This window comes from Arthrobacter sp. 9E16 (assembly GCF_002929435.1).
Taxonomy (GTDB): domain Bacteria; phylum Actinomycetota; class Actinomycetes; order Actinomycetales; family Micrococcaceae; genus Arthrobacter_B; species Arthrobacter_B sunyaminii.
In genome coordinates this window covers 50,653-72,452 of the sequence record NZ_PJIU01000002.1, presented here as the reverse complement: position 1 = coordinate 72,452, position 21,800 = coordinate 50,653, and the positions used below count along the sequence as shown (strand labels likewise).

At 66.5% G+C, this 21,800-nt stretch carries 18 protein-coding genes; 10 read left to right on the top strand and 8 right to left on the bottom strand.

The window, feature by feature from the left end:
- Positions 1-192: 192 nt before the first annotated feature.
- From CXR00_RS06995 to CXR00_RS06985, 3 genes are all read left to right on the top strand, one after another.
- The gene (locus CXR00_RS06995) at positions 193-702 is read left to right on the top strand and encodes a DUF6318 family protein (RefSeq protein ID WP_146068696.1); all 510 of its coding nucleotides are present in this window, start codon (positions 193-195) and stop codon (positions 700-702) included.
- Between the two features lie 110 nt (positions 703-812).
- Positions 813-1,475: a DUF6318 family protein gene (locus tag CXR00_RS06990; protein WP_104053829.1), complete on the top strand. Its 663-nt coding sequence runs from the start codon at positions 813-815 to the stop codon at positions 1,473-1,475.
- A 110-nt stretch (positions 1,476-1,585) separates the two neighbouring features.
- Positions 1,586-2,275, top strand: a complete 690-nt coding sequence (locus CXR00_RS06985; RefSeq protein WP_104053828.1) for a DUF6318 family protein — start codon at positions 1,586-1,588, stop codon at positions 2,273-2,275.
- Between the two features lie 114 nt (positions 2,276-2,389).
- Here the strand turns inward: CXR00_RS06985 and CXR00_RS06980 are convergent, their stop codons facing one another.
- Entirely contained in the window at positions 2,390-2,728 is a 339-nt protein-coding gene (locus tag CXR00_RS06980) for a P-II family nitrogen regulator (RefSeq protein ID WP_104053827.1), read from the bottom strand.
- Positions 2,725-4,020 carry an ammonium transporter gene (locus CXR00_RS06975; protein WP_104054774.1) on the bottom strand — a complete coding sequence of 432 codons (1,296 nt, stop codon included), beginning with the start codon at positions 4,018-4,020 and terminating at the stop codon, positions 2,725-2,727. The genes CXR00_RS06980 and CXR00_RS06975 overlap by 4 nt, the downstream gene beginning before the upstream one ends.
- A gap of 266 nt (positions 4,021-4,286) precedes the next feature.
- Between CXR00_RS06975 and CXR00_RS06970 the strand changes: the two genes are divergently transcribed.
- Entirely contained in the window at positions 4,287-5,984 is a 1,698-nt protein-coding gene (locus CXR00_RS06970; protein WP_146068455.1) for a hypothetical protein, read from the top strand.
- 98 nt (positions 5,985-6,082) lie between these two features.
- Here the strand turns inward: CXR00_RS06970 and ftsY are convergent, their stop codons facing one another.
- Positions 6,083-7,285: a signal recognition particle-docking protein FtsY gene (gene ftsY / locus CXR00_RS06965; protein ID WP_104054772.1), complete on the bottom strand. Its 1,203-nt coding sequence runs from the start codon at positions 7,283-7,285 to the stop codon at positions 6,083-6,085.
- 133 nt (positions 7,286-7,418) lie between these two features.
- On the opposite strand from ftsY, the gene CXR00_RS06960 reads away from it, so the two are divergent.
- Positions 7,419-8,687, top strand: coding sequence for an MFS transporter (locus CXR00_RS06960; protein ID WP_104053826.1), 1,269 nt, complete (start codon positions 7,419-7,421; stop codon positions 8,685-8,687).
- Positions 8,684-9,415: a glutamine amidotransferase gene (locus CXR00_RS06955; RefSeq protein WP_104053825.1), complete on the top strand. Its 732-nt coding sequence runs from the start codon at positions 8,684-8,686 to the stop codon at positions 9,413-9,415. Before CXR00_RS06960 ends, CXR00_RS06955 begins: the two co-directional genes overlap by 4 nt.
- A 30-nt stretch (positions 9,416-9,445) precedes the next feature.
- Here the strand turns inward: CXR00_RS06955 and smc are convergent, their stop codons facing one another.
- Complete coding sequence (gene smc, locus CXR00_RS06950; RefSeq protein WP_181032500.1) at positions 9,446-13,066, bottom strand: chromosome segregation protein SMC; 3,621 nt, start codon at positions 13,064-13,066, stop codon at positions 9,446-9,448.
- Between the two features lie 215 nt (positions 13,067-13,281).
- On the opposite strand from smc, the gene CXR00_RS06945 reads away from it, so the two are divergent.
- From CXR00_RS06945 to CXR00_RS06930, 4 genes are read left to right on the top strand one after another with little or no spacing between them, the layout of a single operon-like run.
- The gene (locus tag CXR00_RS06945) at positions 13,282-14,310 is read left to right on the top strand and encodes a 3-oxoacyl-ACP synthase III (RefSeq protein WP_104054770.1); all 1,029 of its coding nucleotides are present in this window, start codon (positions 13,282-13,284) and stop codon (positions 14,308-14,310) included.
- Entirely contained in the window at positions 14,304-16,961 is a 2,658-nt protein-coding gene (locus CXR00_RS06940) for an alpha/beta fold hydrolase (RefSeq protein ID WP_104053824.1), read from the top strand. Before CXR00_RS06945 ends, CXR00_RS06940 begins: the two co-directional genes overlap by 7 nt.
- The gene (locus CXR00_RS06935; RefSeq protein ID WP_104053823.1) at positions 16,958-17,986 is read left to right on the top strand and encodes an NAD(P)-dependent oxidoreductase; all 1,029 of its coding nucleotides are present in this window, start codon (positions 16,958-16,960) and stop codon (positions 17,984-17,986) included. The genes CXR00_RS06940 and CXR00_RS06935 overlap by 4 nt, the downstream gene beginning before the upstream one ends.
- A gap of 59 nt (positions 17,987-18,045) precedes the next feature.
- Positions 18,046-18,864 carry a serine hydrolase gene (locus CXR00_RS06930; protein ID WP_104053822.1) on the top strand — a complete coding sequence of 273 codons (819 nt, stop codon included), beginning with the start codon at positions 18,046-18,048 and terminating at the stop codon, positions 18,862-18,864.
- Between the two features lie 373 nt (positions 18,865-19,237).
- Here the strand turns inward: CXR00_RS06930 and mutM are convergent, their stop codons facing one another.
- The 4 genes from mutM to CXR00_RS06910 all read right to left on the bottom strand — a co-directional run bounded on the left by mutM (position 19,238) and on the right by CXR00_RS06910 (position 21,775).
- Positions 19,238-20,224: a bifunctional DNA-formamidopyrimidine glycosylase/DNA-(apurinic or apyrimidinic site) lyase gene (mutM, locus tag CXR00_RS06925; protein WP_104053821.1), complete on the bottom strand. Its 987-nt coding sequence runs from the start codon at positions 20,222-20,224 to the stop codon at positions 19,238-19,240.
- Positions 20,225-20,228: 4 nt separating this feature from the next.
- The gene (gene rnc / locus CXR00_RS06920; RefSeq protein ID WP_104054769.1) at positions 20,229-20,930 is read right to left on the bottom strand and encodes a ribonuclease III; all 702 of its coding nucleotides are present in this window, start codon (positions 20,928-20,930) and stop codon (positions 20,229-20,231) included.
- A 72-nt stretch (positions 20,931-21,002) separates the two neighbouring features.
- Complete coding sequence (rpmF, locus tag CXR00_RS06915; protein ID WP_055240805.1) at positions 21,003-21,206, bottom strand: 50S ribosomal protein L32; 204 nt, start codon at positions 21,204-21,206, stop codon at positions 21,003-21,005.
- A 2-nt stretch (positions 21,207-21,208) separates the two neighbouring features.
- On the bottom strand, positions 21,209-21,775 hold the full coding sequence (locus tag CXR00_RS06910) for a DUF177 domain-containing protein (RefSeq protein ID WP_104053820.1): 567 nt from the start codon (positions 21,773-21,775) through the stop codon (positions 21,209-21,211).
- Positions 21,776-21,800: the final 25 nt, after the last annotated feature.

The window sequence follows — 21,800 nt, the reverse complement described above, 5'->3', positions numbered from 1 at the left end:
ACCAGTCCCGCACCATTGTTCGCAAGGGGTACTCTGATGATCCGTCCTGCTGTCGCTCCGCTCCGGCTAGGCTCCCTGGGCCTAGCCGCCATCCTGGTGCTCGGCGGATGCTCCGGAGGCGAAACGGATCCCGCAGCCCAGGCTGCCGAGAACAGCTCGAGCAGCCCTTCCTCCAGCGAAAGCACCAGCCCGATGGAAAGCGCAACTCCTTCTGCGACACCCGCCGCCGCCTATAAGCCGGCAACCGCTGAGGGGCCCGCCGAAAATGTGCCCCTGCCGGTCATGCCCGAAACTGCGAAGAGAGAATCCAAAGAGGGCTTGATAGCTTTCGGGCACTACTGGTTCAGCTTGTTGAACTACGGCTACGAGACCGGAGACGCTTCACCGGTAAAAGAATTAAGTACATCCGAGTGCCAACTCTGTGAGCTCTACTACGTGGATCTGGAGGAGGGGTACGAGAATGACGATTGGATCCAGGGCGGGAAAATAAGTATCTCCTCAAGTGGTTCACAGTTTGAGAAAACACCGGAGGGACGCTACCAGTTGCTCCTGTCAATCAGGCAGGAAGCAGGGGTGAATCGGGGCCCAAACGGAGTGATCTACGGTGAAGGTTCTTCCGGAGATGAACAAGCAACAGCACAAATAATGGAGGCAACTTATGTTTCCGACCACTGGGTCGTGAACTTGGTTGAAAACATGTAAGCACTGACGGCTTCTGGCATCACTCTGTGGATAACCCAGGATGCGTGCCGCAGCCTCGTACCCTTGCTGTCACAACCAGTCCCGCACGATTGTTCGCAAGGGGTATTCTGATGATCCGTTCTGCTGTCGCTCCGTTCCGGCTGGGTACCCTGGGCCTAGCAGTCATCCTGGTGCTCGGCGGATGTTCCGAATCCGGCGGCGACCCCAACGCCGAGGCGGCCGAGAAAAACTCCAGCAGCCCTTCAGCGAGTGAGAGCCCCATGGAAAGCGCCACTCCCTCTGCGACGCCAACCCCTACTGCCGTCTACAAACCGGCGACCGCTGAGGGACCAGCCGAGAATGTGCCTCTACCTGTCATGCCTGAGCTTGCGAAGGAAGAGTCCAAAGAAGGTTTGGTGGCCTTCGGGGACTACTGGTTCAGTTTGATTAATTACGGATACGAAACCGGAGACCCTACGCCGGTAAAGGAAATAAGCGCACCGGAGTGTTCAATCTGCCAATCTTTCTACGAGGACCTGGAAGAAGGCTACGTCAACGAGGATTGGATTCAGGGTGGAAAACTCAACGTTCTCTCGAGCGGTACCGAGTTCGTAAAGACACCTGAAGGACGCTATCAATTGCTTCTGTCGGTTATTCAGGAAGCAGGCGCAAACCGCGGCCCGAACGGCAAGGTCTACGGTCAGGGACCAGGTGATGAAGCATCAACGGCACAGATCATGGAGGCCACATATGATTCAGGGCGCTGGATAGTGAATTTGGTTGAAAATATGTAACCGCTGACGGCTTCTGGCATCACTCTGTGGATAACCCAGAATGCGTGCCGCAGCCTCGTACCCTTGCTGTTACAACCAGTCCCGCACGATTGTTCGCAAGGGGTACTTTGATGATCCGTTCTGCTGTCGCTCCGCTCAGGCTGGGCTCCCTGGGCCTAGCCGCCATCCTTCTGCTGGGCGGGTGCTCCGGAGGTGAAACGGATCCCGCAGCCCAGGATGCAGATCAAACCACGAACAGTGCCGAACCAAATGAAACCACTGATGCCGGTGAAACCGCCGTTCCAGCCCCGCCTCCAACGCCGGCCGCTCCCGCATACAAGCCTGCGAGCGTGAAGGGTCCTGCCGAGAATGTGCTGCTGCCTGTAATGCCTGAGCTCGCAAGGCTGGAATCCAGGGAAGGTCTCGAGGCCTTCGCAGCGCACTGGTACGAGTTGGCCAACTACGGTTATGCAACCGGAGACGTTGAACCGGTACGCGCCGTCAGCGGTGACACCTGTCTTGTCTGCGACGGTTACTACCGCACCTTGGCCAGCGGGTACGTGGACGGTGATTGGATAGCCGGGGGTGAAGTCCACGTTGAAGGTGTCACCACCCCTTCCTACGACTTCGTTCCAACTGCTGATGGTTACTTCCAGGCGATCATCACGATCACCCAGGAACCTTTGGTGTATTACGGTCCGGAGGGCTACCAGGGAACCGCCAAGGGCATCGGCATTCCCCTTGAGCAAATCATGGAGGCCGAGTTCCTTGACGGTGGCTGGCATGTTAGGACCTTGGAAACGCTGGTAGTGCAACAGTGAATACGTGCGCAGGACCGGGGCGGCCGGCCCAGTCCGCAAGCACCAAACGCAGGAAGACCCCTCGGGTTGGCTGCCCCACACAGCCTTCCCAAGGGGTCTTCCTGTCCCCCATACCTACAGGGCGGAGTCCCCGCGTTCCCCGGTGCGGACACGGAGGGCTTCCTCCACGTTGACCACCCACACCTTGCCGTCGCCGGCGCGGCCGGTGTTGGCGGTGGAAACCAGCACATCCACAATGTCGTTGAGCCATTCGTTGGCCACCAGGACCTCGATGCGGATCTTCGGCAGCAGGTCCACGGTGTATTCGGCGCCGCGGTAAACCTCGGTGTGGCCGCGCTGGCGTCCGTAGCCGTTGGCCTGGCTGACGGTCAGCCCCTGCACGCCGTAACTTTCCAGGGAACCGCGGACGGCATCGAGTTTTTCGGGCCGGACAATGGCCGTTACGAGTTTCATGAGTTGACGCTCTCCTTCGTGGCGGTGCGGACGGCTTCGTGAGTGGGACGGAAGGAGCCGCCCACACCCAGGCCGCCAAATTCATAAGCGGTTTCTGCGTGTTCGCTCAGGTCCACGCCGTTGATTTCCTGTTCCTCGGAGACCCGGAAGCCGATCGCCTTGTGGATGGCCAGGCCGATCACCAGGGTCAGGACGGCGGAGAAGAGGATCGCCACAACCATGGCAACCAGCTGTGCTCCGAGCTGCGCGAAGCCGCCGCCGTAGAACAGTCCGCCGCCTTCTCCCTCAACCGGCAGGGCGATGAAGCCCAGCGCCAGGGTGCCCACAATGCCGGCCACCAGGTGCACGCCCACCACGTCCAGTGAATCGTCGTAGCCCAGCTTGTACTTCAGGCCGACGGCGAGCGCCGAGAGGACTCCGGCCAGCAGGCCCAGTCCGACGGCGCCCAGCGGGCTCACGTTCGCACAGGCCGGGGTGATGGCCACAAGGCCGGCAACAATGCCGGAGGCTGCGCCGAGCGACGTCGGGCGTCCGTCACGGATGCGTTCGGTCAGCAGCCAGCCGACCATCGCCGCAGCCGGAGCCGCCATGGTGTTGACCCAGATGAGGCCGGCTTCCTCGGCGGTGCCGGCGGCTCCCCCGTTGAAACCGAACCAGCCGAACCACAGCAGGGTGGCGCCCAGCATGACAAACGGAATGTTGTGGGGCCGCTGGCTCGGGTCCTTGCCAAACCCTTTGCGCTTGCCGATGATCAGGGCCAGCACCAGGGCTGCCACACCGGCGTTGATGTGGACCACGGTGCCGCCGGCAAAGTCGATGGCTTCTCCAACCACTGAGCCGATGGCGCCCTCTTCACCAAGCAGTCCGCCACCCCAGACCATGAAGGCCAGCGGGCAGTAGACCAGGGTCACCCAGACCGGCACAAAGACGGCCCAGGCGCTGAACTTGGCGCGGTCCGCGATGGCTCCGCTGATCAGGGCCACCGTGATGATGGCGAAGGTGGCGCCGAAACCGGCGCTGATGAGGTCTTCAGTGCCGATCAGGGACTCAAGTCCGAAGGAAGTGAAGGGGTTGCCGAACAGCCCGCCCACGCCGTCGCCCCCGGTCATGGAGAAACCCCAGAGAACCCAGACAACCCCCACCAGTCCGATGGAGACAAAGCTCATCATCATCATGTTCAGTGCTGCCTTGGCGCGGGTCATGCCGCCGTAAAAGAATGCCACTCCGGGCGTCATGAGCAGCACCAGTGCCGCTGAAATCATCACCCAGACGTGACCTGCTGACAGATCCATCTTCACGTCCCTTCACCTACCGCGGGCCCTTCCCGCACCATGAACTCTGCCGGGGCAAGATTTCGGCAATGGCCCGGGGACGTTGCCGGAACATTACAAACCGCGGTTCGGTGTAAACAATCGGTGACGGAAAAGTTTCCACAGCGTTTCGCGGCTTGTCCGGCGCTCAAGAACGCGGAATTTCGCGGGCAGTCCGGACGGACTCTGCACCCCCACCCCGCCGCTAGGATGGACCCTAAGTCTCACTACCCGGAGGTACATCCTTTATGCCCGAGCAGTTTCCGCCGTCCGAGGGCCCCGATTCCGCGGCCGACGACGGCAAGAACAAAAACCCAGGCAAGAACAAGAAGAAAACATGGATCATCTCCGGGACCGCCCTGGTAGCCGTTCTGGCCGCCGGTGCCGTTGTTGCGCCGATGGTGATGAACGACGACGCCGCCCCGGCCGCGGCCCCCACGCCCACCGGTACCCCGTTCACGGTTTCGGCGGCGCCGACACTGCCCCCTGCTCCGGAAGTCACGTACTACGACCAGGTTGGCCCGCCCGCCGGTTCGCCACTGAATCCCGTGGAGCCGCTGAGCATCAATGTGGCGGCGGCAACCACCGGCACCGCCCTGCCCGACGGTCTGATCGGGCTGTCTTTGGAGGCCACGGACCTGGCTGACCCCTCACTCTCCGGCGACAACCCGGAAATGGTCGAGTCCATTTCCGGACTCGGCCGTCCGCTGCTGCGCTTCGGCGGGAACGCCGTGGACCGGCGTTTCTTCTGGACCTCGGCCGATGAGGCCATTCCCGGAAACCTGTCCGGGGACAAAGCCCATCCCGTCCGCGCCGTCACCCCCGCGGATCTGGAGCGGGTCAACACCCTGCTGGAAGCCGTAGACGGGCAGATCGCCCTGACCGTGGACCTGGGCAACTATGACCCGGCCCGCGCAGCGGACATGACCAAGTACGCCGCCGCCGCGTTCGGCGAGCGCCTGGTGGGCATCACGGTGGGCAACGAACCCAACGGCTTCGCCAAGACCGGGCTGCGGGACTCGGGTTACGGCATTGAGGATTACCTGACCGAGCTGAAGGCTTACGCCGCGGCGATGCACGCCGTTGCCCCGGAAGTTCCCATTGTTGGCCCGGGCACCTATGAGCAGACCTGGTGGGGTCCGTTCGCCGAGGTGGAGCTGCCGCAGAAGAAGATCCTCTCCTTCCACCACTATCCGCTGTCCTCCTGTGAAGGCGCCGATCCCCTGGGCGAGCCGATCATGGCAAACCTGACCACGCGGCATCTGCACGACCACGCCAACAACTTCCGCGGCAAAGCCATGGAGCCGGCCCTGACAGCGGGACTGGAAACCTGGATCCCCGAAACCGGTGTCTCCGCCTGCCCCGGTTCCAACGAGACCACCAAAACCCACGCCTCGGCCCTCTGGAGCGCCGACTACGCCCTGAGCGCCGCGCAGATGGGCATCTCCCGGGTCTCCTTCCACAGCTCACTGATCACCTGCCAGGGCGGCCCGCCCATGTCCGCCATCTGCGCCGGCGGCGATTACCTGCAGCCCAACGGGGCAGTGGATGAACGGGCGAACTACTACGGCATGTCCATGGTGGCTGAAATGCCGGCCGGTGAGTTCCTGAAACTGGATACCGCCGGCGGCGGACTGGCCTACCCCTACGCGGTGCGCCACGCGGACGGCAGCGTCAGCGTGGCAGTGGTCAACAACAACAATCCGGAGACCGATGCCCCCGTTGACGTCACCCTGGAACTCCCGGGGAAGGCGCTGACCGGAACCATGTCCCAGATGACGGGCACCTCCTACGCCACCCAGGACGGCACGCTGATCGACGGCGCTGCCGCCGAAGGCACGCCGGCCGCCGAACGGCTGACCGTGCCGGGCTTCGAATACGGTTCCAGCACCCAGACGTTCCCGCTCACCGCGGGCACGGTTACGGTCCTGAACTTCACGTTCTAGCCCGGAGGCGTCCCCGTTCAAGGGGTCGCCCCCACACATAAAAGGGGCTCCGCATTTCCTTTCGGAAGTGCGGAGCCCCTTTTGCGTAGTGCGGTCGCTTAGCTCAGCAGCGCATCCACAAAGCCCTCGGCTTCGAACGGTGCCAGGTCATCGGCGCCCTCGCCCAGGCCGATCAGCTTCACGGGCACACCCAGCGTGCGCTGGATGGCGACGACGATGCCGCCCTTGGCGGTGCCGTCCAGCTTGGTCAGGACAATGCCGGTGATGTTGACTACCTCGGAGAACACCTTGGCCTGCATCAGGCCGTTCTGGCCTGTGGTGGCGTCCAGGACCAGCAGGACCTCGTCCACCTCGGCCTGCTTTTCAATGACGCGCTTGACCTTGCCGAGTTCGTCCATCAGGCCAACCTTGTTCTGCAGACGCCCGGCGGTGTCGATCAGGACCACGTCCACTTCGCCGTCGATGCCGGCCTTCACCGCCTCGAAGGCAACGGACGCGGGGTCCGCGCCGTCAACGTCGGACTTCACCGTGGGCACGCCCACGCGCTGTCCCCAGGTGGCCAGCTGCTCGGCAGCGGCGGCACGGAAGGTATCCGCAGCACCCAGCAGCACGTCCTTGTCCTCGGCCACCAGCACGCGGGCCAGCTTGCCCACCGTGGTGGTCTTGCCGACGCCGTTCACGCCCACCACCATGACAACGGCAGGCTTGTCAGCGTGCCGGGTGGTGGCCAGGGAACGGTCCATGGTCGGGTCAACAACCTTGATGAGCTCCTCGCGGAGCATCTGGTGCACTTCCTGCGGGTCGCGGCTGCCGGAAATCTTCACCCGCTCGCGCAGGGCGTCCACCAGTTCCATGGTCGGTTCGGTGCCGAGGTCCGCCAGGAGGAGCGTCTCCTCGATCTCGTCCCAGACATCCTCGTCAATCTTGTCGCTGGACAGCAGCGCCAGCAGCGCCTTGCCCAGGGCATTGTTGGACTTGGACAGGCGGGCACGCAGCCGGGCCAGGCGGCCCTGCACGGGGTCGGGGGTTTCCAGCGCCGGAGCTTCGGGGGCGGGCGCGGGCGCCGCCTCCAGGTCGCGCAGGTCATCGGGCACGACGACGTCGGTCTCCGCCGGGGGCGCGTCCAGGACGTCCGTGCCGGCGGCATGCGCGCCTGCTCCGGTCACCGGATCATTGGCGTCACGGGTGGTGGGGTACATGCCCTTGGGGGTGCGTCGGGTCCGGACCAGCAGAGCTGCCACAGAGCCGACGACCGCAAGAGCGATGACCACATAGATCACAATCGCAAGAGTCTCATTCACGCTCTTTAGCATGTCATACCGGTGTGTTCCCGGGCACCCGTTTGCGCGTGTGTGCGAGCGCACGCAGGATCCCGCCGTCGACCTCCCGGATACGCATCCGGGAGCGGGAACTGTCTGAGAGAATCAGAGCATCATGGTCCGACCTCCCCGTCTCGCGATTCCGCGGGAAATCAAAGTCCTTATTGCCGCCGCCTTTGTCATCGCCCTGGGTTTCGGCCTGGTGGCACCGGTGCTCCCGCAGTTTGCGCAGAGCTTCAACGTGGGCGTTGCCGCATCCTCCGTCATTGTCAGCGCGTTTGCCTTCACCCGGCTGGTTTTCGCGCCTGCCGGCGGAGCGCTGCTGGAGAAGTTTGGCGAGCGCCCGGTCTACATTGCGGGGCTGCTCATTGTCGCCGCCTCCACGGGGGCGTGTGCCTTCGCTGAGAGTTACTGGCAGCTGCTGGTCTTCCGCGGGCTGGGCGGCATCGGCTCCACCATGTTCACCATCTCGGCCATGGCGCTGATCATCCGGCTGGCCAAACCTTCGGTGCGCGGCCGGGTCTCCAGTGCGTATGCCTCCTCGTTCCTGCTGGGCAATATCGCCGGTCCGCTTGCGGGCGGGCTGATGGCCGGTTTCGGACTGCGCGTTCCGTTCCTCGTCTATGCAGGTGCCCTGGTGGTGGCAGCCGCCGTCGTGGCCCTCCAGCTCAAGGATGCCCGGCTGGCCGACGGCGAACCCAAGCCCGCGGCGCGTCCGGTGCTGACCGTCCGCGAGGCGCTCGGTGATTCCGCCTACCGGGCCGCGCTGGCTTCCAGCTTCGCCAACGGGTGGTCTTCATTCGGCGTCCGCAACTCGCTGCTGCCGCTCTTCGCCGCCGCTGCCCTGTCCGCCGGTCCGGAGATCGCCGGCATCTCGCTGACCGCGTTCGCCGCCGGAACCGCCGTCGTCCTGACCTTCTCCGGCCGGCTCGCCGACAGCTGGGGCCGCCGGCCGCTGGTGCTGACCGGGCTGGCCGTGAACGCCCTGGCCACCGCCGCGATCGGTTTCAGCACCAACGTCCCCATGTTCCTGGTGGTTTCCGCCATTGCCGGGATGGGCACCGGGCTATTGAACCCGGCACAGCAGGCCGCCGTCGGCGACGTGGTGGGCAATGACCGCAGCGGCGGTAAAGTGCTGGCCACGTTCCAGATGGCCAGCGACAGCGGCGCCATTGTGGGACCCATCCTGGCCGGGCTGCTCGCCGACTCGCTGGGCTTCAACTGGGCGTTCGGCGTGACCGGAGCCATCGTGGTCATGGCATGTTTCGCATGGATTGGCGCCCGCGAAACCCTGGAACCTGAAACGCCGGCCCCGGTTCCTCCGGCACAGGGTACGACGCCGGACACCTCGGCAGGGCCCGGCGGCACTACGATCAAGGAATGAAGCCTTTCCTCCTGCTGGCCTCCCGGGCCGAAGACGACGCCGCTGCCGAAGAATATGAGGCGTTCCTCCGTTTCGGAAACCTGGAACCTGACCAGCTGCAGCGGATCCGGCTCGAGGCCGGTCCCCTGCCGCGCCTCGATCTGGACGACTACAGCGGAATCATTGTCAGCGGCAGTCCGTTCAATGCCAGCGATCCGGACAGCGCCAAATCCGAGCTGCAGCTGCGGGTCGAAAGCGAGCTGGGCGCGCTGCTCGACGACGTCGTCGAGCGCGATTTCCCCTTCCTGGGCGCCTGCTACGGCGTGGGGACGCTGGGCCGGCACCAGGGCGGCGTTGTTGACCGGCAGTACGGCGAGGCAATCGGCGCCGTGGACATCAAGCTCACGGCCGACGGCCGGCAGGATCCGCTGCTCGACGGTGTTCCGGATTCCTTCAGCGCCTTTGTGGGGCACCGCGAAGCCATCTCCGTGCTTCCGCCCAACGCGGTGAACCTGGCCGGGTCCTCCTCCTGCCCGGTGCAGATGTTCCGGATCAAGGAGAACCTCTACGCCACCCAGTTCCATCCCGAGCTGGATGTTCCGGGCCTGCTGACCCGCATCACCGTGTACCGGCATGCCGGCTACTTCCCGCCGGAGGAAGCCGACGCCGTCCGGGCCTCCGTGCGCCACGCCGATGTGGGAGTGCCGCCGCTGATCCTGCGCAACTTCGTGCGGCGCTACGCCCGGTAGCTGCCGGGCCGAGTGGCGGCAGAGACAGCGTCAGCCGGCGGCCTTGTCCTTGTCCAGCCGCTGACTGATCACGGTGGAGACGCCGTCGCCCTGCATTGTCACCCCGTAGAGTGCATCAGCGACTTCCATCGTCCGCTTCTGATGCGTGATCACGATCAGCTGGCTGGATTCCTTCAGCTCCTCAAAGATGGTGATGAGCCGGCCCAGATTGGTGTCATCCAGCGCCGCCTCCACTTCGTCCATGACGTAGAACGGTGAGGGCCGCGCCTTGAAGATCGCCACGAGCAGGGCCACCGCGGTCAGGGACCGCTCCCCGCCGGAGAGCAGCGACAGCCGCTTGATCTTCTTGCCGGCGGGCCGGGCCTGGATCTCGATGCCGGTGGTCAGCATGTCACTCGGATCCGTCAGGACCAGCCGGCCCTCACCGCCCGGAAACAGGGTGGCGAACACGCGCTCAAACTGTTCGGCCGTGTCCCGGTAGGCCGCGGTGAAGACTTCCTCCACCTTCCGGTCCACATCCTTGATGATGTCCAGCAGATCCCGGCGGGTGGCCTTCAGATCCTCCAACTGGGTGCTGAGGAACGTGTGCCGCTCCTCGAGTGCGGCAAACTCCTCCAGGGCCAGCGGATTGACCCGGCCCAGGGCGGCCAGGTCGCGTTCGGCCTGCTTGAGCCGCTTTTCCTGTGCCGCCCGGTTGTAAGGGACACCGGTGGTGAGCGGATTTCCGTCCTCGTCCACCGGTGCGTGCAGGGCAGCCCATTTGTCGCCGGACGCTTCCGCCGCACCGGGGTCCGGGCCGACCGGCACCGGAACCGGCTGGTCCGGCCCGAACTCCGCCACGAGATGTTCCGGTGTCATCCCCAGCTCTTCGATGGCACGGGTCTCCACGGCCTCCAGGCGCAGCTGCTGCTGGGCGCGGGCCAGTTCATCGCGGTGCACCGAGTCGGTCAGCCGGGCTACCTCAGCGGCGGCGCTGGCTGCTGCCGTCCGGACCTGCGCCAGTTCCGCGTCCCAGGCGGTGCGTACCGCTTCGGCGGAGTCCCGCTCGGCTGCTGCCGTTTCCAGCGATACGTTGAGGTAGGCCAGCACAGCCTGCGCGGCTTCCGCCACCGCGGTGGCCTTCGCGGCCTGCAGGGCACGACGGCGGGCGCGCACCTCTGCGGCGGCACGGGCACGGCGTTCGCTGTCCGCCGCGCGTTCCAGGCCTGCTGCCCTGCCGGCCACGGCTTTGTACTGCTCTTCAGCTGAGCGCAGGGCCAGGCGCGCCTCGGTTTCCGCCCGCCGGGCAGCCGCTGCGGCGAGCGCCAGGGCCTCGCGCTGTTCCGTGGACGGTTCCGCCTCAGCCGGTGCCTCCCTTGCTGCAGCCAGGCGTGCCGCTGCAGCTGCCAGGGCTTCCTGTTCCGTCGCAAGATTGGCCTCGGCCGCGGCGACGAGCTGCTTCAACCGTTCGGATTCACCCACGGCGGAGCGCAGCGCCGAACCCAGCGTTCCCAGCCGCTCCGCGACGGCGGCGAGCCGGGCATCGGAATCATGCAGCCCGGCCAGGGCCTCATCGGTGCGCTGCTGGGCGGCGCTCCGACGGGCCACGGCTCCGGCCAGGGCAAACCCGGCCTGTTCGGACCGGGCCGCGGCGGCCCGGATCCGCGCCTCGGTTTCCTCCACTGCGGCCTGCAGTTCAAGCAGCCCCGGGGCTGAGGCGGACCCGCCCCGGCCGGAAAACACCGACAGAACGTCCCCGCCGGACGTCACGGCGGTGAGTTCGGGATGTTCCGCCAGCAGTTCGGCCGCATCGGCCAGGGACGCCACAACCACTGTGTCCTTCAGCAGCCGCCCGAGTGCCGGACGCAGCTCCTCGGGCGCGTCAACGGCGTCCAGGGCCCAGACCGCTCCCTCAACCGGTGCGGGCCGCCCGGAAGCGGCACCTGGCTCCCCCGCCGGCACGGACGCCAGCACCACATCCACCTGCCCGCCGTCGGCCTCCTTGAGGTGGGCCAGGGCGCGGACCGCAGCGGCAGTATCGGCCACCGCAACCGCCGACGCCGCGGAACCCAGGGCCGCCGTAACGGCGCGTTCGTATCCGGTCCGGACGGTGAGCTGCGCGGCGAGCGGGGCCAGCACGCCCTCCACTCCGGCCTCCAGCAGCATGGCGGAACCGTCCCGGCGGTCCAGGCCCACCCGCAGGGCGTCGCGGCGGGCGGTCAGGGTTTCCCGTTCCCGGTCGGCCTCCTGCTTGGTGCGGCGCAGCTCCTCCAGTGCGGCGTTGGCCTGGTCCAGCTCGGCCTGGGCTTCTTCATACTCGGCATCCAGGCTCTCTTCGCTCTCCTCAGCTCCCGCTGCGGAGTTCTCCAGCGCGGTGAATTCCTGCTGCGCCTGCCGGCGGCGCTCCTCTCCGGCGCTGATGGAAGCACGCAGCCGGCCCAGCTCCGCTTCGGCGGCATCCACCCGGGAGCGGGCCGAGCCCACGGCTCCGGCGAGCCGGGCCAGGCCTTCGCGCCGGTCCGCTGCAGCCCGGAGCACGGCAGCCAGGCGCTGTTCTTCGGCGGCGGCATCCTGCTCCGCTGCAGCACGGACTTGTTCGGCCTCCGCCAGGGCGCTGCGGCGTTCCTCGATTGCCTGCTTCAGTGCGGCGGCCTCGGCGCGGACCCGCTCGGCCTGCGCCTGCAGCCGTTCCGGGTCCTGTCCGGAGTCTTCCCGGTGGTCCGAGGATCCCAGCAGCCGGCGCCGTTCCTGTGCCAAAGCGATCAGGGACAGGTACCGTTCCCGCTGGGCAGACAGCGCATACCAGGTGTCCCGGGCGGCATTGACCTGCGGGGTGGCCTGCGCGGCGAGGGTCTCCAACTCTGCTTGGCGGGCCCGGGCGGCAGCCAGTGCGGCGGCGGCCTTATCCCGGCGGGCCAGGAGCTCGGCCTCCTCTGCCGCGTCGCGGGCCATGGCGTTGTTCAGTGTCACCAGGTCATCGGCCAGCAGCCGGGCCCGGGCGTCGCGGACGTCCTGCTGCACGGTGCGGGCACGGCGGGCGACGGCGGCCTGCTTGCCCAGCGGCCCCAGCTGGCGGCGCAGCTCCGAGGTGAGGTCAGTCAGGCGGGCAAGGTTGGCCTGCATGGCGTCCAGTTTGCGCACGGTTTTTTCCCGCCGGCGGCGGTGCTTGAGGATGCCGGCGGCCTCCTCAATGAACCCGCGGCGTTCATCGGCCCCGGCGTGCAGGATCCGGTCCAGCTGGCCCTGGCCCACTATGACATGCATCTCACGTCCCAGGCCGGAATCGGAGAGCAGTTCCTGGATGTCCAGCAGCCTGGCCGGTGCACCGTTGATGGCGTATTCGGAGCCGCCGGAGCGGAAAAGGGTCCGGGAAATGGTGACTTCCGAGTATTCGATCGGCAGGGCGCCGTCGGCGTTGTCGATGGTCAGGGACACCTGCGCCCGCCCCAGTGCCGGACGGCCGCTGGAGCCGGCAAAGATGACGTCTTCCATCTTCCCGCCGCGCAGGGTTTTGGCTCCCTGCTCCCCCATAACCCACGCCAGCGCGTCCACCACGTTGGATTTTCCGGAGCCGTTGGGCCCCACCACGGCAGTCACTCCGGGTTCAAACTCGAAGGTGGTGGCTGATGCGAAGGACTTAAATCCACGCATGGTCAGCGTCTTCAAATGCACGGGGGCCAATCTTTCCTACTGAGGGGTGATTCCTTAAATCTACTTGGTGCCTGAGACTTAACTGCAGTACTCGCAGAGCGTAATCACGGCCTGCACGTCCCTTTGGCCTCAGGGGGAACGTAGGATTCTCTAAGGAATAAGTGAATCAAACCGTGGATGCAGGCTGCCTCCAGCCCGCCAGCGCGATCACTTCAGCAGGAGACAAGGCAGGCATTTTGACCGGGAACTTCAACTTCCAGCACAACAACACGGCTCTTCTCAGCGTCACAAGCGTTGAAGCACCGGTAGTTATGACCTCAGCCGAATTCGATGAACGGCTGGCGCCGTCGCTGAAACGGCTAAGGCTCTCCAAACGGCTGCTGGAGCGGGTGGCCGGTGTCAGTGAACGGCGCTGGTGGTCCCCCGGGACCAATTTTGACGACGCCGCCATCGAAGCGGGCGCCAAGGCGATTGCCGAGGCCGGCGTCGAACCGTCTGAAATCGGGCTGCTCATTAACACCTCGGTCACCCGGCGGAACCTTGAGCCCTCCGTGGCCGTGAAAATTCACCACCAGCTCGGGCTGCCGTCCTCCGCCCTGAACTTTGATCTGGCCAACGCGTGCCTGGGCTTCGTCAACGGCATCACCATGGCCGCGAACATGATCGAATCCGGCCAGATCAAGTACGCCCTGATTGTTGCCGGCGAGGACGCACAGGGCACCCAGGAAGCCACCTTCAAGCGGCTGAACAGCCCCGATTCCACCCGCCAGGACTACCTGCGCGAGTTCGCCACGCTGACCCTGGGCTCCGGCGCCGCTGCCGCTGTGATTGGACGCGCCGACGATCATCCGGGCTCGCACCGCATTGTGGGCGGAGTTTCCCGGGCCGGCACGCAGCACCATGAACTGTGCGTGGGCGGTGTTGACGGCATGTATACGGACACCAAGGGCCTGCTGGACGGCGGCCTGGAACTGGTGGTGGACGCCTGGAACGAGGCCCATGATGACAAGGGCTGGGACTGGCGTTCCATGGACCGCTATGTCACCCACCAGGTCTCCAACTCGTACACCAACGCCATCATCAAGGCCGTGGACCTGGTCCGGGAACGGGTTCCCATCACGTTCCCGCGCTGGGGCAACGTGGGACCGGCATCACTGCCGATGACCCTGGCCCAGGAAGCCCGGACGCTGAACCCGGGCGACCGGGTGCTGTGCATGGGCGTGGGCTCGGGCCTGAACACCACCATGATGGAGATTGCGTGGTAGCGCAGCTCTGGCCCGGTGTCCCGGAATCCTGGTCTTCCTTTGTCCAGGTGCCCTCGACGGCGGCCGTTGACCGTCCCGAAACCGTTCACAAGTGGCACGTGCTGGACAACGGCCCGGAGCTGGCCGCCCGCGGCGTCGAACCCGCCGGCACCCTGCTGTGCGTCCACGGAAACCCCACCTGGTCCTACCTCTGGCGCAGCCTGCTCGCTGCCGGCTCGGAAGCTGAGCAGCCGTGGCGGGTCATCGCCGTCGACCAGCTGGACATGGGCTTCTCCGCCCGGACCGGCGCCTTCCGCCGGCTCGAGGACCGCATCACGGACCTCGGGGACCTCACGGACGCGATGGGCCTGACCGGCAAAGTCATCACCGTGGGCCATGACTGGGGCGGTGTCATCTCCCTGGGCTGGGCGCTGAAGCACCGCAGCCAGCTCGCCGGGATCATCCTGACCAACACCGCGGTGCATCCGGCCGGCTTCGATGTGCCGCCCGCACTGCGCCTTGCCCTGCATCCGGCCGTCCACGGCTGGGGCACCCAAACCACTGACGCGTTCATCCGGGTCACGCACTCCCTGGCCCAGCCGGCGCTGGCTCCGGACGTACGGGCCGCCTTCGCCGCACCGTACCGCGGCTCCGCCCGGCGGAAGGGTGTCGCCAACTTTGTCGCCGACATCCCGGCCGACTCCACGCATCCGAGCTGGCGCACCCTGAACCGGGTGGCCGACGGCATCAAGCGCCTGGACGTGCCCGCGCTGCTGCTGTGGGGACCCAAGGACCCGGTGTTCTCGGACCGCTACCTTCGGGACCTGATGGACCGCCTGCCCCAGGCCGACGTGCACCGCTTCGAAGGAGCCAGCCACCTGCTGCCCGAAGACGTGGACATCACCGCGCCTGTCTTCAGCTGGCTGGAGAAGGGCCCGGGCACCGAAAACCGGGAAATCCGCAACCGCAATGTTGCCGGCCTGTCCGTCTTCCGGCCCATGCTGGCCGAACTGGACGAACGCGACGGCGACTCCTCCCCCGCCGTCGTCGACATGGCCCCGCTGGGCGCACCGGCCGGCACTCCGCCGGCCACCCTGTCCTGGGCGGAGCTCGCGGCCAGGGTCAACCAGCTGGCCGCCGGCCTGTCCGCCGCCGGCGTCCGCGCCGGGGACCGCGTCAACCTGCTCGTGCCGCCGGGCATTGAACTGACCTCGCTGATTTATGCCTGCCTGCGGCTGGGCGCCGTCATCGTCGTCGCCGACGCCGGCCTGGGCACCAAGGGCATGGGCCGCGCTATCAAGGGCGCCGGACCGGCATACATCGTCGGCATCGAACGTGCCCTGACCGGTGCGCGTCTTTTCGGCTGGCCGGGCATCCGGATCAGCGCCGAAACGCTGTCCCCCGCCAAGGCCCGGCTGCTGGGCGTCAAGCACTCCGTGCCCGAACTGATCGCCGCCGGCAAGGACGCATCGGCTGGCAAGGACCCCGACGAGCCGTGGCTGCGCACCGATCCCGACGCCGATGCCGCCGTGCTCTTCACCTCCGGCTCCACGGGCCCGGCCAAGGGCGTGGTGTACACGCACCGCCAGCTCACCGCCATGCGCGATGCCCTGAAGAACACCTACAACCTGCAGGCCGGCACCTCGCTGGTGGCCGGGTTTGCGCCGTTTGCCCTGCTGGGTCCGGCGCTGGGCGCCACGTCCGTCACCCCGGACATGGACGTCACCTCGCCGCGCACCCTCACCGCTGCTGCATTGGCCGACGCCGCTGCCGCCGTCAACGCGACCACTGTGTTCGCGTCTCCGGCGGCTCTGGGAAATGTGCTGGCCACTTCGGCGGACCTGACCGAGGACCAGCGCAAGGCACTGCAGCAGGTGGAACTGCTGCTCTCCGCCGGAGCGCCCATTCCCGAACCGCTGCTGGCACGGGTCTCCGCCCTGACGCCCAACGCCGAGCTGCACACCCCGTACGGAATGACCGAAGCGCTGCCGGTGACCGACATCAGCTTGGACGGCATCCGGGCCGCCGGTGCCGGCAACGGTGTCTGCGTGGGCACCCCGGTGTCCGAAGCGCAGGTGGCCATCGCCGCCCTGTCACCCGACGGAACCGTTGGCGACACACCGCTGGTGGAACCGAACCTCACCGGCGAAATCCTGGTCTCCGCCCCGCACGTCAAGGACCGCTATGACCGCCTGTGGATCACTGAGTCCAAGAGTTCGTCGCTGCCGGGCTGGCACCGCACCGGCGACGTCGGGCATCTGGACGAGCAGGGCCGGCTCTGGGTGGAAGGCCGCCTCGGCCACATCCTGACCACGCCCGGCGGCGTGGTGACCCCGGTCGCCGCCGAACAGGCAGCGGAGTCCGTGGCTGCTGTGGGCCGTGCCGCCGTCGTCGGCGTGGGACCGGCCGGAGCACAGGTACCGGTGGCCGTGCTGGAACTGACCGACCCCGTCCGCCGTCCCGGTACTGCCCCGCAGGATCTGGCCGCCGCTGTGCGGACCGCTGTTGCCGCCGGCGCCGGGCTGGAGCTGGCGGCGGTCCTGGTGCTGCCGGCCATGCCCACCGATATCCGGCATAATTCCAAGATTGACCGCACGGCCCTGGCGGGCTGGGCGGAGACGATCCTGGCCGGCGGAAGCGCCAAGGTGCCGGGTACTGGCGGACGCAAATGAGTTCTGTTCCCAACTCTGCTGCACGGCGGCGGGTCCTGGTGACCGGTGCCAGTGGCCTGCTCGGCGGCGCCGTGGCCCGGCTGCTGGCGGAGAAGGGCCATACGGTCCGGACCCTGCAGCGCACACCGATGGCCGGAAGCGGGGTTGTTGGCATGGAGTCCGTCGCCGGTTCCGTCTCCGACCCGGCGGCCGCAGCGCGCGCCGTGGCGGGGATGGACGCCGTCGTGCATCTGGCCGCGAAGGTTTCCTTCACCGGCGAGTGGCAGGACTTCGTGGACACCAACATCACCGGAACGCGCACGCTGATCGATGCGGCGAAGGGTGCCGGGGTCCGGGATTTCGTGTTTGTCTCCTCTCCGTCCGTGGCGCATTTCGGTGAGCCCATTGCCGGCGCCGGTGCAGGTACGGCCGACCCCGAGCGGGCACGCGGTTTCTATGCCCGGTCCAAGGCCGCGGCCGAGCTGCTGGCGCTGGCGGAGGATTCGCCGTCGTTCCGCGTGGGAGCCATCCGCCCGCACATCGTGTGGGGGCCGGGCGACACGCAGCTGGTGGAGCGGGTCATCGACCGCGCGCGGTCCGGCCGGCTGCCGCTGCTCAACGGCGGCACCGCGCTGATTGACACCACCTACATTGCCAACGCCGCGGCCGCCATTGTCCGCGGACTCGAACGCATGGACCACGCACACGGGCAGGCGCTGGTGGTGACCAACGGCCAGCCCCGCCCGGTGGGGGAACTGCTGGCGGGCATCTGCACCGCCGCCGGCGTCACCCCGCCGGCGTGGAGTGTTCCCGGCTGGCTGGCCCGCGGCGCGGGATCCGTGATCGAACGCGCCTGGCTGGCCGCCGGAACCCGCGGACTGGTGCACGACGAGCCGCCCATGACGCGTTTCCTCGCCGAGCAGCTCTCCACGTCGCACTGGTTTGACCAGCGCCGCACCCGCGAAGTGCTGGACTGGACGCCGGAGGTTACGGTGGAGGACGGCATGCGCCGGCTCGCTGCCCACTACGGCGGCGCCGCGGCCTAACTGCGCCGGCTGCGTCAGCCAACCGTTACGTCACGACCGCTTCACTGCAGAGGAACCCCATGGACAGCGTCAAGGTTATTGAGAACTGGCCGGTCGAGCATGCCGCCGTCGCCGTCATTCTGGCCGACGGCAGAGTGGCCGGTGCGTCCGGCGACGTCGAACGTCGGTTCCCGCTGGCCTCGGTCACCAAGCTCCTGACGGCGTACAGCATGCTGGTGGCGCTGGACGAGGGGGCGCTGGAACTGGACCAGCCCGCCGGGCCGGAGGGCTCCACCGTGCGGCACCTGCTGGCCCATTCGGCCGGGTATGACTTCGCCGAGCGCACCGTCCGCTACGCACCGGGCACCCGGCGGCTGTATTCGAACGCAGGCTTCGAGGTGCTGGGCGAAACCCTGGAGGAAGCCACGGGCATTTCCATGGCGGAGTACCTGCGCGAGGGCGTGCTGGCTCCCCTGGGCATGACGTCCACTGCGTTGGAGGGTTCCCCTGCTGCCGGCGCGGTCTCCACTGTGGCCGACCTGTCCCGTTTCGCCGCCGAACTGCAGAACCCGGTGCTCACGGCTCCCGGCCGTCTGGCCGAGGCAACCACCGTGGTGTTCCCCGGCCTGGCCGGTGTCCTTCCCGGTTTCGGCCGGCAGAAGGAGAACGACTGGGGTCTGGGTTTCGAGATCCGCGATTCCAAGTCTCCGCACTGGACCGGCGCGAACAGCTCTCCCCGGACGTTCGGGCACTTCGGCCAGTCCGGCACGTTCCTGTGGGTTGACCCCGACGCCGGTGCTGCCGCCGTCGCCCTCACGGACCGGGACTTCGGTCCCTGGGCGGCAGAGGTATGGCCGCCGTTCACCGACGGCGTCCTGGCGGAGCTGCGCGGGGCCTGACCTCGGTTGATCCGGGCCGGTGAGTGGTGGCTTACAATCGGCGGGGAATCCTTCGTGCACATAGCGGGCTTATTGCGGCTTCTCGGGAATTCATCGTGCAGCTAACGGGCTCATTCCCGGTGTCCCGAAATCCTTCGTGCAGCTAACGGGCTCATTCAGGCGATTTTCGCCATCTTGATCCCCTGATCTGCACGAAGGATTTTTCAAGCCCCGTGATCTGCACGAAGGATCGAAACCGGGTGCAGGTGGCGTCCGTTGTACAGATAACGGGCCTAAGTCCGCCTGATAAGCCCGTTATCTGTACAACGGATGGCGCTAGAGCCACGGACAGCGGCAAACACCAGGCCGCTAGCAGCAGGCCGCTAAAAAGCTCCTACCAGCGGCCGTTCCGGGGCCTCGGCTGGCAGACCGGGCAGCTGTACGAGGAACGGTTCATGAACGAATCACGGCGGATCAGCGTGGAGAGCCCGGCGGCGGCGCACCGGGGACACGGTTCGCCCTCGCGGCCGTAGGCATTCAGGGACCGCGAGAAGTAACCGGATGCCCCGTTGACGTTGACGTACAGGGAGTCGAAGCTGGTTCCGCCGGCGGCCAGGGCACGGGTCATGACGTCGCGGGCGGACTCGACCAGGCGCAGCGCGTCGGCACGCCGCATGGTGTCGGTCGGCCGGGCGAAGTGCAGCTTCGCAGCCCAGAGGGCTTCGTCCGCGTAGATGTTGCCGACGCCGGAGATCAGGCCCTGGTCCAGTAAGGCACGCTTGATGCCGGTCCGCCGCCTGCGCAGCCGGGCGTAGAACTCGTCAAAGGAGAACGCCGGGTCCAGCGGATCGCGGGCAATATGGGCAGCTTCCTCCGGAATCAGCGGCAGCTCAGTCTCGGACAAACCGCCGGGAGCTCCGTCGGGAGTCGGCAGCAGGTCGGTGAGGAAGACTCCCCCGAAAATCCGCTGGTCCACAAAGCGCAGCTCGGAAGGCATGCGGGTCCCGTCGGCGGTCACCGCGGGGCTGAGCGTAAACCGGACTTTGAGGTGTTTCTCGTCGGGCAGGTGCGGATCTTCCATCAGCAGCTGTCCGCTCATGCCCAGGTGCGCCATCAGCGCCAGGCGGGGAACGCCGTCGTCGTGCGCGTCCTGAACAGCGTCGACAACGGACGCTTCCACCAGCGGCATCCACAGGAATTTGCCGCGGCGGACGACGTCGGTGACCACCGCGCCCTCAAGGTTGCCGACAAGGTCCTCGGGACCGGCGGCGTGGCGCCGCACGGAGCGGGGATCGAGGATGTCGACGCCGGTGATGGTCCGGCCGCGGACCCATGAGGCCAGTCCGCGGCGGACCACTTCCACTTCGGGCAGTTCGGGCACGGAGCTAGGCTCCGGCGGCCGTGCTGCCTGAGGGGCAGATGATCTTCCAGGTGGCGGCGGCGGCTTCCTGCTCCGCTTCCTTCTTGGAGTGCCCCACACCGGAACCGTAGGCCTTGTCGCCGATGTTGAGCACGGCAACGAAGCTGCGGGAATGGTCGGGGCCGGAGCCGGTGACCTCGTAGTGGATGTCGCCGAGTTTCCGGCTGGCGGCGATCTCCTGGATGCTGGTCTTCCAATCGGTGCCGGCGCCCAGGGCCTCGGCGTTGCGCAGCAGCGGACCGATCAGGCGCATCACCATGGCCCGGGCGGTTTCCATCCCGTGGCAGAGGTAGACGGCGCCGATCAGGGCTTCGGTGGTGTCCGCCAGAATGGAGGACTTGTCCCGGCCGTTGGTCAGCTTCTCGCCCTGGCCCAGCAGAATGTACTGTCCCAGTTCAAGGTCGCGGGCCACACCGGCCAAAGCACGGGTGCTGACGACGGCGGCGCGGCGCTTGGCCAGATCGCCCTCGGACAGCTCCGGGTTGTCCCGGTACAGCGCATCGGTGACGGAGAAGCCTAGGATGGAGTCACCCAGGAACTCGAGGCGTTCGTTCGTGGGGATGCCGCCCTGCTCGTAAGCGTAGGAGCGGTGCGTGAGGGCAAGACGAAGCGTCCCGGCGTCGATATCGACACCGAGACGCTTCAGAAGCTCTTCAGTATTCTTCACTTTTTGGTTCTGACCCGAAAAGCAGTATTCAAGTCCCGGTCCGGCTTGCCGCACCGGGAAAGGAACACTGTTTTAGACGTCCGCTACCTTGCGGCCCTTGTATTCAAGGAACAGCGCGGTACCAGCTGAGTCGGTCACGACCTTGGCCTGGTGAGGCAGGCTGTAGGTAACGCGGCCGTTCTCAACGGTCTTCACCAGGTTGGGGGCAGTTGCCTTCCACTGGGACCGGCGTGCACGCGTATTCGAGCGGGACATTTTCCGCTTGGGAACAGCCACGACTAACTCTCTTCTCTCTCGTCTGACTCTGTACTTGTTGCCGCAGAATTGTCTGCGGCGCTGCCAGCCAGCCCGGAGAGGGCTGCCCAGCGAGGATCCACTGTTTGGTGGTGGTGACCCGGATCCTCCTCAAGGCGCGCTCCGCATTCGGAGCAAAGGCCTTCGCAGTCCTCCCGGCACACCGGCTGGAACGGCAGGGTGGTAACCACTGCGTCCCGCAAAACCGGCTCAAGATCGATGACATCTCGCTCGATCCGGTGTTGCTCTTCTTCCTCTTCTGTTCCGAAAGACTCAGCGTCCTCGTAGTAGAAGAGTTCCTGCACATCGACTTCTTCGTCGTACGCGATGGGCTTCAGGCACCGTCCGCATTCTCCCTGAACGGGAGCGATGACGGTTCCGGATACTAAAATCCCCTCGTGCACGGCTTCGAACCTCAGGTCCAGATCGAGATCTGCTCCTTCCGGCACGCCGATAAGCGCAACACCGAAGTCCTTCGGTGCCGGAACATGTTCATGCATAGTCCGCATGACTCCCGGGCTGCGCCCGAGATCCTTGACACTAATGGTCAAGGGCGACGAACCCGGATTAATCCGC

Bases quoted from the DNA above. Each gene is read 5' to 3' on its own strand.
- CXR00_RS06995 (WP_146068696.1), top strand. From the start codon at position 193: ATGGAAAGCGCAACTCCTTCTGCGACACCCGCCGCCGCCTATAAGCCG.
- CXR00_RS06990 (WP_104053829.1), top strand. From the start codon at position 813: ATGATCCGTTCTGCTGTCGCTCCGTTCCGGCTGGGTACCCTGGGCCTA.
- CXR00_RS06985 (WP_104053828.1), top strand. From the start codon at position 1,586: ATGATCCGTTCTGCTGTCGCTCCGCTCAGGCTGGGCTCCCTGGGCCTA.
- CXR00_RS06980 (WP_104053827.1), bottom strand. From the start codon at position 2,728: ATGAAACTCGTAACGGCCATTGTCCGGCCCGAAAAACTCGATGCCGTC.
- CXR00_RS06975 (WP_104054774.1), bottom strand. From the start codon at position 4,020: ATGGATCTGTCAGCAGGTCACGTCTGGGTGATGATTTCAGCGGCACTG.
- CXR00_RS06970 (WP_146068455.1), top strand. From the start codon at position 4,287: ATGCCCGAGCAGTTTCCGCCGTCCGAGGGCCCCGATTCCGCGGCCGAC.
- CXR00_RS06960 (WP_104053826.1), top strand. From the start codon at position 7,419: ATGGTCCGACCTCCCCGTCTCGCGATTCCGCGGGAAATCAAAGTCCTT.
- CXR00_RS06955 (WP_104053825.1), top strand. From the start codon at position 8,684: ATGAAGCCTTTCCTCCTGCTGGCCTCCCGGGCCGAAGACGACGCCGCT.
- CXR00_RS06935 (WP_104053823.1), top strand. From the start codon at position 16,958: ATGAGTTCTGTTCCCAACTCTGCTGCACGGCGGCGGGTCCTGGTGACC.
- CXR00_RS06930 (WP_104053822.1), top strand. From the start codon at position 18,046: ATGGACAGCGTCAAGGTTATTGAGAACTGGCCGGTCGAGCATGCCGCC.